13 protein-coding genes are annotated in these 13,186 nt (G+C 68.1%); 11 read left to right on the top strand and 2 right to left on the bottom strand.

Annotation, left to right across the window (positions count from 1 at the left end; genetic code table 11):
- Nucleotides 1-9: 9 nt before the first annotated feature.
- The 6 genes from DQG15_RS03595 to DQG15_RS03570 all read left to right on the top strand — a co-directional run bounded on the left by DQG15_RS03595 (nucleotide 10) and on the right by DQG15_RS03570 (nucleotide 5,919).
- A complete protein-coding gene (locus DQG15_RS03595; RefSeq protein ID WP_116082792.1) occupies nucleotides 10-630 on the top strand; it encodes a CvpA family protein in 621 nt (206 codons plus the stop codon).
- 114 nt (nucleotides 631-744) lie between these two features.
- The gene (gene purF, locus DQG15_RS03590) at nucleotides 745-2,250 is read left to right on the top strand and encodes an amidophosphoribosyltransferase (RefSeq protein WP_116082791.1); all 1,506 of its coding nucleotides are present in this window, start codon (nucleotides 745-747) and stop codon (nucleotides 2,248-2,250) included.
- 99 nt (nucleotides 2,251-2,349) lie between these two features.
- Complete coding sequence (locus tag DQG15_RS03585) at nucleotides 2,350-3,021, top strand: SDR family oxidoreductase (protein ID WP_116082789.1); 672 nt, start codon at nucleotides 2,350-2,352, stop codon at nucleotides 3,019-3,021.
- 79 nt (nucleotides 3,022-3,100) lie between these two features.
- A complete protein-coding gene (surE, locus tag DQG15_RS03580; RefSeq protein WP_116082788.1) occupies nucleotides 3,101-3,895 on the top strand; it encodes a 5'/3'-nucleotidase SurE in 795 nt (264 codons plus the stop codon).
- Nucleotides 3,896-3,911: 16 nt separating this feature from the next.
- Complete coding sequence (locus DQG15_RS03575) at nucleotides 3,912-4,562, top strand: protein-L-isoaspartate(D-aspartate) O-methyltransferase (RefSeq protein WP_116082786.1); 651 nt, start codon at nucleotides 3,912-3,914, stop codon at nucleotides 4,560-4,562.
- A 148-nt stretch (nucleotides 4,563-4,710) separates the two neighbouring features.
- Nucleotides 4,711-5,919, top strand: coding sequence for a M23 family metallopeptidase (locus tag DQG15_RS03570; RefSeq protein ID WP_116082785.1), 1,209 nt, complete (start codon nucleotides 4,711-4,713; stop codon nucleotides 5,917-5,919).
- A 49-nt stretch (nucleotides 5,920-5,968) separates the two neighbouring features.
- Here DQG15_RS03570 and DQG15_RS03565 read toward each other — a convergent pair whose 3' ends face one another.
- Nucleotides 5,969-7,840 carry an ABC transporter ATP-binding protein/permease gene (locus DQG15_RS03565; RefSeq protein ID WP_116082783.1) on the bottom strand — a complete coding sequence of 624 codons (1,872 nt, stop codon included), beginning with the start codon at nucleotides 7,838-7,840 and terminating at the stop codon, nucleotides 5,969-5,971.
- Nucleotides 7,841-7,958: 118 nt separating this feature from the next.
- On the opposite strand from DQG15_RS03565, the gene DQG15_RS03560 reads away from it, so the two are divergent.
- Nucleotides 7,959-9,110: an ABC transporter ATP-binding protein gene (locus tag DQG15_RS03560; RefSeq protein ID WP_116082782.1), complete on the top strand. Its 1,152-nt coding sequence runs from the start codon at nucleotides 7,959-7,961 to the stop codon at nucleotides 9,108-9,110.
- A 63-nt stretch (nucleotides 9,111-9,173) separates the two neighbouring features.
- On the opposite strand, the gene DQG15_RS03555 is transcribed toward DQG15_RS03560, so the two are convergent.
- Complete coding sequence (locus tag DQG15_RS03555; protein WP_116082780.1) at nucleotides 9,174-10,100, bottom strand: MBL fold metallo-hydrolase; 927 nt, start codon at nucleotides 10,098-10,100, stop codon at nucleotides 9,174-9,176.
- A gap of 174 nt (nucleotides 10,101-10,274) precedes the next feature.
- Between DQG15_RS03555 and DQG15_RS03550 the strand changes: the two genes are divergently transcribed.
- The 4 genes from DQG15_RS03550 to tatC all read left to right on the top strand — a co-directional run bounded on the left by DQG15_RS03550 (nucleotide 10,275) and on the right by tatC (nucleotide 13,184).
- On the top strand, nucleotides 10,275-11,309 hold the full coding sequence (locus tag DQG15_RS03550; RefSeq protein ID WP_116082778.1) for an Atu2307/SP_0267 family LLM class monooxygenase: 1,035 nt from the start codon (nucleotides 10,275-10,277) through the stop codon (nucleotides 11,307-11,309).
- Nucleotides 11,310-11,470: 161 nt separating this feature from the next.
- On the top strand, nucleotides 11,471-11,731 hold the full coding sequence (locus tag DQG15_RS03545) for a twin-arginine translocase TatA/TatE family subunit (RefSeq protein WP_116082776.1): 261 nt from the start codon (nucleotides 11,471-11,473) through the stop codon (nucleotides 11,729-11,731).
- Nucleotides 11,732-11,763: 32 nt separating this feature from the next.
- Entirely contained in the window at nucleotides 11,764-12,315 is a 552-nt protein-coding gene (gene tatB, locus DQG15_RS03540; protein ID WP_116082774.1) for a Sec-independent protein translocase protein TatB, read from the top strand.
- On the top strand, nucleotides 12,312-13,184 hold the full coding sequence (tatC, locus tag DQG15_RS03535) for a twin-arginine translocase subunit TatC (protein ID WP_116082773.1): 873 nt from the start codon (nucleotides 12,312-12,314) through the stop codon (nucleotides 13,182-13,184). The genes tatB and tatC overlap by 4 nt, the downstream gene beginning before the upstream one ends.
- Nucleotides 13,185-13,186: the final 2 nt, after the last annotated feature.

Here is a 13,186-nt window from a genome sequence, read left to right as displayed (position 1 = left end):
GCGAGGGCCATGGAAGGCTTTACTCTGGTCGATGCGGGGGTGGCGGTTGTCATCGTCTTCTCCGCGATCCTGGCATATTCGCGCGGCTTCGTCCGCGAGGCACTCGCCATCGCGGGGTGGGTCGGCGCGGCGATCCTCGCCTACGTCTTCGCCCCTGCGGCGGAGCCTCTCGTCGGGGAGATCCCGTATGTAGGCGAGATCCTCGACAATTGCGCGGCCTCGACGCTGGCGGCCTTCGCCGCGGTCTTCGCCGTCGCGCTCGTCGTCTTCGCCCTGTTTACGCCGCTCTTCTCCTCCCTCGTGCAGCGCTCGGCGCTGAACGTGGTCGACCAGGGCCTCGGGTTCCTCTTCGGCGTGGCGAGGGGTGTCCTGCTCGTCATCATCGCGCTCGTGATCTACGACTTCGTCGTGGGCGGCGAAGGCGTGGAGATGGTCGAGAACAGCCGCTCCGCGGCATTGTTCGAATCGGCCGGCGCCCGCGTGACCGGTGAAATCACCGACCAGGAAGACGCACTCGCGTGGCTGACGGGTCGCTTCGAGACGCTGATGGACACGTCCTGCGGCGTTCCGCCGAACGAGGCCGGGGGCGGTAATGTCCTGACGGGGCCCGGTGAAAGCATCGAAGGCTGATCCGGACCGGGGCCCCCTCGCCATGATGTGTAGCGGGCCCCGTAACGGGGGGATGACATACCCCGGCTCAGGCCCTATCAGGGCCGTGCCCTCCCGCTGCCGGATTCGACTCCCATGACCGATATCCCCGCGACCCAGGCTTCCGATACCGGAGCCGGGAAGTTTCCACCGTCCCACCCGTTCGACGACGACAAGCTGCGCGAGGAATGCGGCGTGTTCGGCGTCGTCGGCGTCGGCGAGGCGGCGAACTTCACCGCCCTCGGCCTTCACGCTCTCCAGCACAGGGGGCAGGAGGCCGGCGGCATCGTCGCCTATGACCAGGCCGAGGGCTTCACCTCCGCCAGGCGATTCGGCTACGTGCGGGACAACTTCACCTCCGCCAGCCTGATGGAGACACTGCCCGGCACCATCGCCATCGGGCATGTGCGCTACTCCACCACGGGCTCCAAGGGCGCGACGCAGATCCGCGACGTGCAGCCGTTCTTCGGTGAGTTCTCCATGGGCGGCGCCGCCATCGCCCATAACGGCAACATCACCAATGCCGCCGCGCTCCGCCGCGAGCTCATCGAGCGCGGCTCGATCTTCCAGTCCTCCTCGGACAGCGAGTGCATCGTTCACCTGATGGCCCGCAGCCTGCAGCGCGACATCCCCGAACGGATGAAGGACGCGCTCCGCCGGGTCGAGGGCGCCTTTTCCGTCGTTGCCATGACGCGCACCAAGCTGATCGGTGTGCGCGATCCTCTCGGCGTGCGTCCCCTCGTTCTCGGCAAGGTCGGGGACGGATGGGCGCTCTCCTCCGAAACCTGCGCGCTCGACATCATCGGCGCCGAGTTCGTGCGCGAGGTCGAGCCCGGGGAGATGGTCGTGGTGACCGCCGGGGGCGTGCAGAGCTACCGCCCCTTCGAGCCGAAGAAGCCGCGGTTCTGCATCTTCGAGCACGTCTACTTCTCCCGTCCCGATTCGATCCTCGGGGGGCGTTCGGTCTACGAGACACGCCGGCAGATCGGCGTGGAGCTGGCCCGCGAAGCGCCGGTGGACGCGGACCTCGTCTGCCCCGTCCCCGACAGCGGCACCCCGGCGGCGATCGGGTTCAGTCAGGAGAGCGGCATTCCCTACGCGATGGGGATCGTCCGCAACCAGTACATGGGCCGGACGTTCATCGAGCCGACCGAGCAGATCCGGAACATGGGCGTGCGCCTCAAGCTCAACGTGAACCGCGCCCTGATCGCCGGCAAGCGTGTGATCCTCGTGGACGATTCCGTGGTCCGCGGCACCACCAGCCGCAAGATCAAGGAAATGATCCTCGATGCCGGCGCGAAGGAAGTTCATTTCCGCATCGCCTCGCCGCCAACCTCCTGGCCCTGCTTCTACGGCGTCGACACGCCGGAGCGGGACAAGCTTCTCGCCAGCCACATGACCGAGGACGAGATGTGCGCGCATCTGGGTGTCGATTCGTTGCGCTTCATCTCCCTGAACGGCCTCTATCGCGCCGTGGGTGAGGAGAAGGGGCGCGATCCCGCCGCGCCGCAATATTGCGATGCCTGCTTCTCCGGCGAATACCCCGTCGAACCCGCCGACATGCTGGAGCGCGGGTTCCAGATCAAGACGGCCGCCGAATAGGGCAGGGGCCCGGCGCCCCCGACCCTTTGGCGCGTCATCGTCGCCCCGGCCATCGGGGCGCTGTTGACCCTGCCGCCGCTTCACGGCACTTGAGCCGCCATGAGCGATGATCCAACCACCCGCAAACCCCTCGCCCTCGTCACCGGTGCCAGCCGGGGGCTCGGATTTGCCGTCGCCGAGGCGCTCGCCTCCACCCATCACGTCATGGCCGTGGCGCGGACCGTGGGCGGGCTCGAGGATCTCGACGACCGCATCCAGTCCGCCGGGGGCACCGCCACGCTGGCGCCCCTCGACGTGACCGATGACGGCGCGATGCAGCATATGTGCCGGTCGATCCATGATCGCTGGGGCGGGCTGGACCTCTGGGCGCATACCGCGATCCATGCCGCCCCCCTCGGCCCGGCGCAGATGATCGCCGCGAAGGACTGGGAGCTGAGCTGGAAGGTCAACACGGAGGCGACCCGCCGCCTCGTGGCCTACGTCTCGCCGCTTCTCACCGCGCGCGGCGGGCGGGCGGTCTTCTTCGACGATCCCCGCGCCGGGCAGCCGTTCTTCGGGGCCTACGGCGCGACGAAGGCCGCGCAATCCGCCCTCGTCGCCTCCTGGGCCGCGGAGACGGAACGGACCGGGCCCGCCGTCGCGATGCTGGCCGCCCGTCCGATGGCGACGGCCCTGCGCGCGCGCTTCTTCCCGGGCGAGGATCGCGGAGCCCTCGCATCCCCCGCGGACGAGGCGCGGCGGCTCCTGCCGGAGATCCTCGGCCGGTCCTGAGACAGGATGCACCACCCGCCCCGGCTTGTCGCTCGGGCGGTGCTTGTCTAAGCAGGGCCCCGGATCGCAAGGAGCCCTCATGCGCATTTTGGTCACCAACGACGACGGCATCAACGCGCCGGGTCTCGCCGTACTGGAACGGATCGCCGCGGAGATCGCGGGTGAGGGCGGCGAGGTCTGGTGCGTCGCGCCGGCCTTCGAGCAGTCGGGCGTCGCCCACTGCATCAGCTACACCCATCCCACCATGATCGCCGAATTGGCCCCGCGGCGCTTCGCTGCGGAAGGCTCCCCGGCCGACTGCGTGCTCGCCGGGATCTTCGACGTCCTCGGCGGCGAGAAACCGGATCTCGTCCTGTCGGGCGTGAACCGGGGCAACAATTCCGCCGAGAACGCCGTCTATTCGGGCACGCTCGGCGGCGCGATGGAGGGAGCGCTGCACGGCATCCCGGCCATCGCCCTGTCGCAGTATCTCGGCGCCGGCACGAAGGATCTGGACGATCCGTTCGAGGCGTCGGCGGTCCATGGCGCCGGCGTCGTGCGGAAGCTCCTCGCCGCGGACCAGTGGCGCCTTGGCGAGGAGGGGGGCTATACCACCTTCTACAACGTCAATTTTCCGCCCTGTGCGGCGTCCGAGGTCGCCGGTACCCGCGCGGCCATTCAGGGGCGGCGTCCGGGCGACGGGTTCGGCATGGATGCAAGCGTCTCCCCCGGCGGGCGGCGCTTCCTGTGGGTGCGCGGCGCGCGTCAGGACGTGGACAGCGGTCCGGGGACCGATGCCACGCTGAACCGCGAGAACTACATCACGGTCACGCCCATGCGGGCCGACCTCACGGCGCACGATGCCGTCGAGCCGCTGTCGGCGGCACTCAAGTAACGAGGGAGAGGCGGACGTGACCAGTCCGGACGAGGTGGCCGAACAGAAGATGCGCTTCCTCTTCGCGCTGCGTCAGCGCGGGGTGCGGGATGCGCGCGTCCTGTCGGCGATGGAAGCGACCGACCGCGGCCTGTTCATCCGCGGCACCTTCGCGGACCGCGCCTATGACGACACGCCTCTGCCCATCGCCTGCGGGCAGACCATCAGCCAGCCCTCGATCGTGGGTCTGATGACCCAGGCGCTCGAGGTCGGCCCGCGTGACAAGGTGCTGGAGATCGGCACCGGCTCCGGATACCAGGCTGCCGTCCTCGCGCGGCTGGCGCGGCGGGTCTACACGGTGGACCGCTTTCGGCGGCTTGTCGCTTCCGCCGAGCAGATCTTCGTGACGATGGGGCTGACAAATGTCACCACCTTCACCGGAGACGGCTCTCACGGTCTGCCGGACCACGCGCCCTTCGACCGCATTCTGGTCACCGCCGCGGCGGAAGACCCGCCGGGTCCGCTCTTGGCCCAATTGCGGATCGGGGGTATCATGGTGCTGCCGGTGGGGCAGTCCGACGCCGTGCAGACGCTGATCCGCGTTCGCCGGACCGAGGACGGCTACGAGTACGACGAAATGCTGCCAGTGCGCTTCGTGCCTCTCCTCGAGGGGCTGGGGCGCGAGTGACGGCGAGTGCCTCGTCCGTCTCCGGGCGGGCGCCAGGCAATGCCGGGCGGGACGACGCCCGGTCGGGGCGAGCCGCCACGCGGCGGTTGATGGAAAACAAGAGGGCGCAGATCGAAGGCGTCCCGGCGGATCGAGGAGTGACGGGGTTATGAGGCACCCTCTGAGAAGCGTGGCGCTCGGCGCCCTCGTGGTGGCGCTCGGCGCCTGCGGGGAACAGAGCCCGCTCGAGATGTTCGGCGGCGGTGGTGCGGGCGGTTACGGCGGCGCCGAAACGACGCGGGCCGCGACGGTTGCGCCACGACCGGACCCGGATGCCCGGGGCATCATTTCCTACCCGTCCTACCAGATGGCCGTTGCGCGGCGCGGCGATACCGTCGGCGCCGTGGCACAGCGGGTCGGGCTGCCGGCCCAGGAACTGGCCGATTACAACGGCGTGCCGCAGGACGCGGTGATGAACCCCGGCGCGGTTCTCGCCCTGCCGCGGCGCGTGGCGGCTTCTTCCGTTGGCGCAGGCGGGCAGACGGGTGCGATCTCCGCGGCCGCTCCGGTGCAGGTCACGACGCTGGCCGGCAACGCCATCGACCGCGCCGAGAGCAATGCGCCGGCCGGGGCAACGATTTCCGCTCCCGGCGCGACGCCGACGCAGGTCTCTGCGCCTGCGCAGATGCAGACCGGGCAGGAGCCGGTCCGTCACCGCGTCCAGCGCGGCGAGACGGCGTATTCCATCGCGCGGCGCTACAACGTGTCGGTCTCCGATCTTGCCTCCTGGAACGGGCTCAGCGGCAATCTGACCGTGCGCGAAGGCCAGTTCCTGATGATTCCAGTTGCCGTCGGCGCTGCGCCTCAGCCTGCTGCCGTGTCCCGTCCGGGAGAGGGGTCCCCGACGCCGACACCTCCCTCGGCCGCGAAGCCCCTGCCGCAGGAAGAGAAGCCGGCCGCCGCGAAACCTGAGCCCGAAGCCACGCCGGCCTCTCCCAAGATGGACCAGTTCGCGAGCGAAGAGAGCGCCGCGCAGATGGCCCGTCCCGTCGCCGGCAGCGTCATCCGCGATTTCGCGAAGGGAAAGAACGACGGGATCGACATTTCCGCCCCCGCCGGAGCGGCGGTGAAGGCGGCCGACAGCGGGACCGTCGCCGCGATCACGCAGGATACCGACCAGGTTCCGATCATCGTAATCCGTCATTCGGGCGGGCTGCTCACGGTCTATGCCAATGTCGACCAGCTGGAGGTCCAGAAGGGCGACACCGTGAGCCGTGGCCAGACCATCGCCAAGGTCCGCGCGGCAAGCCCGTCCTTCCTGCACTTCGAGGTCCGCAAGGGCGTCGAGGCGGTGGATCCGGGAACCTACCTGAACTGAGCAGGACTGCCGCCCGGGCGGCGGCTCAGAGGATAAGGAGCGCGCGCTGTCAGGCGCGCGCTTCCTTCGTCTCCGGATCGTCCGATGCGCCGGCATCCTGCGCCGCCCACATCGCGGCGTAATGCCCGCCCTTGGCGAGCAGCATCTCGTGACTGCCGGCTTCGATCACCCGGCCGTGGTTCAGCACCGCGATGCGATCGGCATGGGCAATGGTGGACAGGCGGTGAGCGACGATCATCACGCTGCGCCCTTCGCCGGCCCGCGCCAGTGAGCGGCGGATCTGAAGCTCGGTATGGGTGTCGAGCGCGCTGGTCGCCTCGTCGAGGATCAGGATCGGGGGATCCTTCAGCAGCGTTCGCGCGATTCCGACGCGCTGCTTCTCCCCGCCCGAAAGCTTCAGACCGCGCTCGCCGACGCGGGTGTCATAGCCCAACGGCAGGGAGGCGATGAAATCGTGCAGTCCGGCCTCGCGCGCCGCCTGCTCGACTTCATCCATGCCGGCGCCCTCGCGGCCGTAGGCGATGTTGTAACCGATCGTGTCGTTGAAGAGGACCGTGTCCTGCGGAACGACGCCGAGGGCTTCGCGGAGGCTCGTCTGGGTGACGTCCCTCAGATCCTGGCCATCGATCGTGATGCGGCCTGCGCCGGGATCGTAGAAACGGAACAGGAGGCGCGCGAGGGTGCTCTTGCCGGCGCCGCTCGGGCCGACCACGGCCAAGGTGCCGCCGGGCGGGATCTCCAGGTCGATCCCCTGAAGGATCGGGCGGTCCGGATCGTAGGCAAAGCGGACCCCTTCGAACCGGACCCGGCCGCCGGAGACCTCCAGGGCGCGCGCGCCGGGGCTGTCCGTCACCTCGGACTCATGGTCGAGCAGGTCGAACATCTGTCCCATGTCCACGAGGGCCTGTCGGATCTCCCGGTAGACGCTGCCGAGGAAGTTCAGCGGCATGATGACCTGGAGCATGTACGAGTTGACCATGACGAAATCGCCCACCGTCATCTCGCCCGTGGAAACGCCCCGTGCGGCCATTGCCATCCCGGTCACGAGGCCGGCATTCACGATCAGCGCCTGTCCGGCATTGATCGCGCCGAGAGAATAGCTCGTTTTCAGCGCGGCGCCTTCATAGGCGGCCATCGCGGTGTCGTAGCGCACGGCCTCGCGGTTCTCCGCGCCGAAATACTTGACGGTCTCGAAGTTCAGCAGGCTGTCTATCGCGCTCTGGCTCGCGGCGTTGTCCTGCCGGTTCATCTCCCGCCTGATCTTCACGCGCCATTCGGTGATGATGAAGGTGAAGGCGACATAGGCGGCGAGGACGACACCCATCACGAGAAGGAAGCGCGCGTCGAAGAGCGTGGTGAGGATGATGCAGATCAGCGCCAGCTCGAAGATGAGCGGCCCGATCGAGAAGACGAGGAAGCGCAGGAGGAACGCCACCCCCTTCACCCCGCGGTCCATGATCCGCGACAGCGCCCCGGTGCGCCTCTCCATGTGATACCGCAGCGACATCCGGTGTATATGCCGGAACGTGCGCAGGCCCAGCCGGCGAAGGCCGTTCTGCGCGACGCGCGCGAAGAGCATGTCCCTCAGCTGCGTGAAGGCGGTGCCGAGAAGGCGCGCCGTGCCGTAGGCGACGGTGAGGCCGACGGCGCCGAGCGCGAGAAGCATCCCGGCATCCTGCGGCGTGTCGCCGGCAAGCGCGTCCACTGCGGACTTGTAGATCAGCGGCGTTCCGACGGCGACCAGCTTTGCGAGGACGAGCACGGCGAGCGCGGCGACCGTTCGCACCTTCAAGGGCGTGTTGCCCCGAGGCCAGAGATAGGGCGCTGCGTCGCGGATGACACGCATCCCGCGCTTGCCCTCCGCTGACGCGGACAGGTCCTTTTCGTCGTCGGGGGGCTGGGAGGTGAAATCACGGCTCATTGAGGCTTAGCTAGGGGGTTCAGAGGGCATTGCCAATGTGCCGTGGCGCCTTGCCCGCACCGGGGGCGGCTGCTAGCAAGACGCTGCAAAACCGAGAGAAATCATCAGATTTGAGCGCATGACCGTGGCACCGACCGAAAACCAGACCCGGCGGGCGGGGTCCTCTCCACGCCTCGAACTCAGCGGAATCCGGCGCACATTCGATGGGCGCGAGGTGGTCCGGGGCGTGTCCTTGAGTGTCTCGGCGGGCGAGGTCCTGTGTCTGCTCGGACCCTCCGGCTGCGGCAAGTCGACGACGCTCCGGATCGCGGCGGGGGTGGACCGGCAGGATGCGGGCGAGGTTCGTCTCGGCGGCGAGGTCGCGGCGTCCGGCGCCACCTTCGTTCCGCCGGAACGACGGTCGGTCGGGCTGATGTTCCAGGACTTCGCTCTCTTTCCGCACCTGAAGGTGGCGGACAACGTCGCCTTCGGCCTCAAGGGCGGCGCGGCGGCGAACAAGGCCCGGATCGGCGAACTCCTGGAGCGGGTGGGCCTCTCCCGGTTTCACGACAGCTGGCCGCACGAGCTTTCGGGCGGGGAGCAGCAGCGGGTGGCTCTGGCCCGTGCGCTGGCGCCGCGTCCGCGGGTGATGCTGATGGACGAGCCCTTCTCCGGCCTCGACAATCGCCTGAGGGACGGGATCCGGGACGAGACGCTGTCGCTTCTGAAGGAGGAGGGAACGGCAGTCCTCCTCGTGACGCACGAGCCCGACGAGGCGATGCGCATGGCCGACGAGATCGCCCTGATGCGGGATGGGCGAATCGTGCAGAGCGGCGCACCCTACAACATCTACACTGCGCCGGTGGACCGGGCCGCTGCGGCGTTCTTCTCCGATATCAACGTGGTGCGGGGCGTCAGCCGCGGCGCCCTGACGGAAACGCCGTTCGGGGCCTTCCTGACCCCCGGCCATGCGGACGGTGCGGAGGTGGAGATCGTCATCCGCCCGCAGCATCTCGGGATCGATTTCGACCGGGATGGCAGGGGCCCCGCTGCAACGCCGCAACAGGGCGTGGCGGCGCGCGCGCGGGTGCTGCGGGCCCGGTTCACCGGGCGCGAGAGCCTCGTGGAGTTCCGGATGGAGGCGGACGGACAGGTCGTGAAAGCGACGGTGCCGAACGTCTTCCTGCCGGCTGCCGGGACGCCGCTGTGGCTGACGCTCCGGCGGGACCGCTGCTTCGTGTTTCCTGCAAGCCGGGGCGCGGGCTCCGGGGCCGGACTTCCGTCCACCTGAAGAACCCGGTGGGTCGTGCAGCCCGAAGGAGCGCCGGCCCCGTGAGACCGGCGCTGCCCTGCTTCAGAACGAGAGCTGGTAGGTGTGGGGCACGAAGCGGAAGCCGTCTCCGTCGACCTCGATGAAGCCCACTCCGGGGAAGGGCATGTGGTAGCCGAGGACGGGGAAGCGTTCCTCGGCGGCCATGCCGAGCACACGGCGGCGCGTCTCGGCCGCCATCTCCTTGTCCTGATCGTAGCGCACCTCCCAGTCGGGATGTCCGACTGACCAGACGTAGTGGTTCGCCACGTCGGCCATGAGGAGAAGGCGGGTGCCCTCGCTCTCGATCATGTAGGTCATGTGGCCGGGCGTATGGCCGAATGCGGCCATGGCGGTGATGCCGGGGGCGATTTCGGCGCCATCCTCGATCAAGGTGAACCGGTCGATGAGGGGGGCGATGTTCGCCTCGTAGGCATCATTCGGGTTCTCGGCCCACCAATCGGCCTCGACTTGGCCCGAAATGTACTCCGCATCCGGGAAGACGGGCTCGCCGCCCTCGGTCATCAGGCCGCGGATGTGGTCGGGGTGCATGTGGGTGATGACGACGTGGGTGATATCGGACGGGGCCATGCCGGCGGCCTCGAGCGCGGCCGTGATCTCATCCGCACTGTTGCCGGTGTCGAAGAGGATCATGTTGCCGTCCGTTTCGACCACGGTGGGCAGGTAGAAGCTGATCGACCGGTCAGAGGGGATGAAGCGTTCCTCGCTCGCGGCGGCGAAAGTCTCGTCGTCCACGTTCAGCCCGAAGATCGAATGCGGATCGTCGCCGACGTTGGTGGACGTCAGGAGCGGCGTCACCGTGATCGCCCCGACGGTGAGAGTCGCATGGGAGGGAAGGCCGCTGCGGGACGCCCCGTCGGCCTCCTGCGCACGGGCGGGAGCAGCATGAAAGGTGGCGGCGAGCGGCAGGGCGGCGCCGGCGAAGAGGGCGGTTCTGCGGGAAAGAGTCATCGGGTCGTATCCTCCTGTTGGTTTGAAGTGCAGTTAGGGCGACAGAGCGCGATGCCAGTCACGGGAGCGCGAGCACGACGGATCCCCTGCACATGTGGTGTGCGGCCCGGATGGTGGACTTGGCGTCCTGGCGTTGCCACCTCGCGGGAAACATTCGGACGGGAGAACAAGGCCATGGAACTTGGACTTTACACATTCGGCGATGTCGGCATCGAGCCTGCCACGGGGCGCCGGATCGAGGCGCCGGAGCGTCTGTCGAACCTCATGGAGGAAATCGAACTCGCCGATCAGGTCGGGCTAGATTTTTTCGGTCTCGGCGAACATCATCGCCCGAACTATGCCATCTCCGCCCCCGCCGTGGCCCTCGCCGCGGCCGCCCGGACGACGAAGAACATCCGACTTTCCTCAGCGGTCTCCGTGCTGTCCTCCGACGATCCGGTCCGGGTCTTCCAGCAATACGCCACGCTCGACGGTCTGTCGGGCGGCCGGGCCGAGCTCATGGTGGGGCGGGGCAGCTTCATCGAGAGCTTCCCGCTCTTCGGCTACGATCTGAACGATTACGATTCCCTGTTCCAGGAAAAGCTCGCCATGCTGCTGGCGATCAACGAGCAGGAAAAGCTGAGCTGGCCGGGCACCGATTTCACGCAGGCCGTAGAGGGCCTCGGTATCTATCCCCGCCCGGTCAACGGCTCGCTCCCGATCTGGATCGCGGCCGGTGGGACGCCGGCCAGCATGGTTCGCGCAGGCGCCCTCGGCCTGCCGCTGGCGCTCGCGATCATCGGCGGTGCACCCCGCCGCTTCAAGCCGCTGGCGGATCTCTATCGCCGCGCGGCGAAGGAGGAAGGCAACGAGGCGCAGGCGCGCGTGTCGCTCAACGTGCACGGGTTCGTGCACGACGATGCGCAGAAAGCGGCGGACATCTTCTTCCCGGCCCAGAAGGAGGTCATGGACCAGATCGGCCGGGAGCGGGGATGGGGCCCGCAGAGCCGGGCGCAGTTCGACGCGCTGATGGGCCCGGAAGGCGCCATGTTCGTCGGCTCGCCGGCGCAGATCACCGACAAGATCCTCGGTCTGCGCGAGGATCTCGGCTTCGACCGGATCACGATGCAGATGGCGATCGGCATGATCCCGCATGCCGACATGATGCGCGCCATCGAGACGCTGGGCACGAAGGTCGCTCCCGAACTGCGCCGGGCGGGCGCTGCCTGAGCGAACTTGCTCCGCCTTCCGCGCCCCGGCTCATCAAAATCCGGGGGGCGGGCGGTTTGCCGCTTTCAAGCGGGCCGCGAAATCTTTAAGTAATGCTGGACTTCGACCAATTGGCGCACCGGATCACCGGGCGTCGCCCCCGCACGGATGGGAGTGTGCTCATGTTCAACAATATCGGTATTCCCGGCCTGATCCTGATCGCCGTGGTCGTGCTCGTGCTCTTCGGGCGCGGCAAGGTCTCCGCTCTCATGGGCGAGGTCGGAAAGGGCATCACGGCCTTCAAGAAGGGTGTGAGCGAAGGCTCCACGGAGAATGACGAGGAGACCCGCACCGCCGAACAGGCTCGGATCGAATCCCCGGCCGCCACGACACACGATGCGACCCCGGCCCCCGAAACCCTGCGCGAGCGGGACAAGGTCTGATCCTCGCCTGCGTCCCGGGGGGCGTCTGAGACATGCTGGATATCGGCTGGAGCGAACTTCTGGTGATCGGCGTCGTCGCGCTGATCGTGGTGGGTCCCAAGGACCTGCCCGTGCTCTTTCGCACGCTGGGTCAGTTCACGGGCAAGATGAAGCGCATGGCGCGCGAATTCACCTCCGCCATGGAGGATGCCGCTGACCAGTCGGGCATGAAGGACGTGCACCGCGACCTGCGCAGCATGACGAACCCCAAAAAGATGGGCGTGGACGCGCTGAAGAAGGCGACCAAGTTCGACCCGTTCGGCGAGGATGACGCCGGCACGACCGGCGCCGGAAGCAAGGCGGCCGCGCGATCGGCCGCCGGCGGAGATGGTGGGGAGCGTGCGGCCAAGGCGGCGCAGATGCGGGAGGCGGCCGCGACCGAGGCGCAGGACCGGATCGACGCCGAGGCGGCGGCTGATCTTCCCGAGGCCGACGAGGAACGCGCGCTGCCCGAAGGGTCCTCCTTCGCCGCCCCGTCCGCCATCGAGCCCACTCCTGCAGATGCCCCCGATACGCCCGAGAAAGCGGACGGAACACGCGGATGAGCCAGTTCGACGACGAGATCGAGGACAGCGCGGCTCCGCTGATCGAGCACCTCGCCGAGCTTCGGACGCGCATCATCCGCGCGGTTGCTGCGTTCCTCGTGGCGATGATCGTGTGCTTCACCGTGGCCGAGCCGCTGCTCGAATTCCTGATGCAGCCGATCGCTGACGTGCTGCGCGCCCGCGGCGAGGATCCCCAGCTCATCTTCACCGCACCGCAGGAGAAGTTCTTCGTCCTCGTGCGGATCTCGGTGATCTTCGGTCTCGGCCTCGCCTTCCCGGTGATCGCCCATCAGCTCTGGCGCTTCGTGGCGCCGGGCCTCTACCGGTCCGAGAAGAACGCCTTCCTGCCGTTCATCATAGCCTCGCCGCTGCTCTTCCTCGCCGGCGCATCCTTCGCGCATTACGTCGTCACGCCGCTGGCGATGTCCTTCTTCATCGGCTTCTCGGATGCGATCCCGACGATCGCGGCCCTTCTCGCGGGGGAGGGCGTAGACGTCATCGCCGAGGCTCCGCAGAACGAGGAGTTGCGCACGGTCTTCCTCGGCTCGGTCCGAGAGAGCCTCGATCTGTCGCTGAAGTTCATCCTCGCCTTCGGCCTGTGCTTCCAGCTTCCGGTTCTGCTGACCCTCATGGGCAAGGCGGGTCTTGTCTCCGCCGAGGGCCTGCGAAACGTCCGCAAGTATGCCGTCGTCGGCATCCTGGTCCTCGCTGCGCTCGTCACCCCGCCGGACGTCATCACCCAGGTGATCCTCTTCACGGTGGTCTATTCGCTCTACGAGGTCTCCATCTTCCTGGTCGCCCGCGTCGAGCGGAAACGCCTGAAGGAGCTGAGGGAAGCGGGCATCCTCGATGAGGACGAGGAGCTCTGATC

The organism is Tropicimonas sp. IMCC34011 (assembly GCF_003390865.1).
Classification (GTDB): Bacteria; Pseudomonadota; Alphaproteobacteria; order Rhodobacterales; family Rhodobacteraceae; genus Tropicimonas_B.
The sequence above is the reverse complement of the archived record's forward strand: the minus strand, read 5'-3'. Positions and strand labels throughout refer to the sequence as shown.

Coding starts and splice junctions, on each gene's coding strand:
- DQG15_RS03595 (WP_116082792.1), top strand. CDS start 10: ATGGAAGGCTTTACTCTGGTCGATGCGGGGGTGGCGGTTGTCATCGTC.
- purF (WP_116082791.1), top strand. CDS start 745: ATGACCGATATCCCCGCGACCCAGGCTTCCGATACCGGAGCCGGGAAG.
- DQG15_RS03585 (WP_116082789.1), top strand. CDS start 2,350: ATGAGCGATGATCCAACCACCCGCAAACCCCTCGCCCTCGTCACCGGT.
- surE (WP_116082788.1), top strand. CDS start 3,101: ATGCGCATTTTGGTCACCAACGACGACGGCATCAACGCGCCGGGTCTC.
- DQG15_RS03570 (WP_116082785.1), top strand. CDS start 4,711: ATGAGGCACCCTCTGAGAAGCGTGGCGCTCGGCGCCCTCGTGGTGGCG.
- DQG15_RS03565 (WP_116082783.1), bottom strand. CDS start 7,840: ATGAGCCGTGATTTCACCTCCCAGCCCCCCGACGACGAAAAGGACCTG.
- DQG15_RS03560 (WP_116082782.1), top strand. CDS start 7,959: ATGACCGTGGCACCGACCGAAAACCAGACCCGGCGGGCGGGGTCCTCT.
- DQG15_RS03555 (WP_116082780.1), bottom strand. CDS start 10,100: ATGACTCTTTCCCGCAGAACCGCCCTCTTCGCCGGCGCCGCCCTGCCG.
- DQG15_RS03550 (WP_116082778.1), top strand. CDS start 10,275: ATGGAACTTGGACTTTACACATTCGGCGATGTCGGCATCGAGCCTGCC.
- DQG15_RS03545 (WP_116082776.1), top strand. CDS start 11,471: ATGTTCAACAATATCGGTATTCCCGGCCTGATCCTGATCGCCGTGGTC.
- tatB (WP_116082774.1), top strand. CDS start 11,764: ATGCTGGATATCGGCTGGAGCGAACTTCTGGTGATCGGCGTCGTCGCG.
- tatC (WP_116082773.1), top strand. CDS start 12,312: ATGAGCCAGTTCGACGACGAGATCGAGGACAGCGCGGCTCCGCTGATC.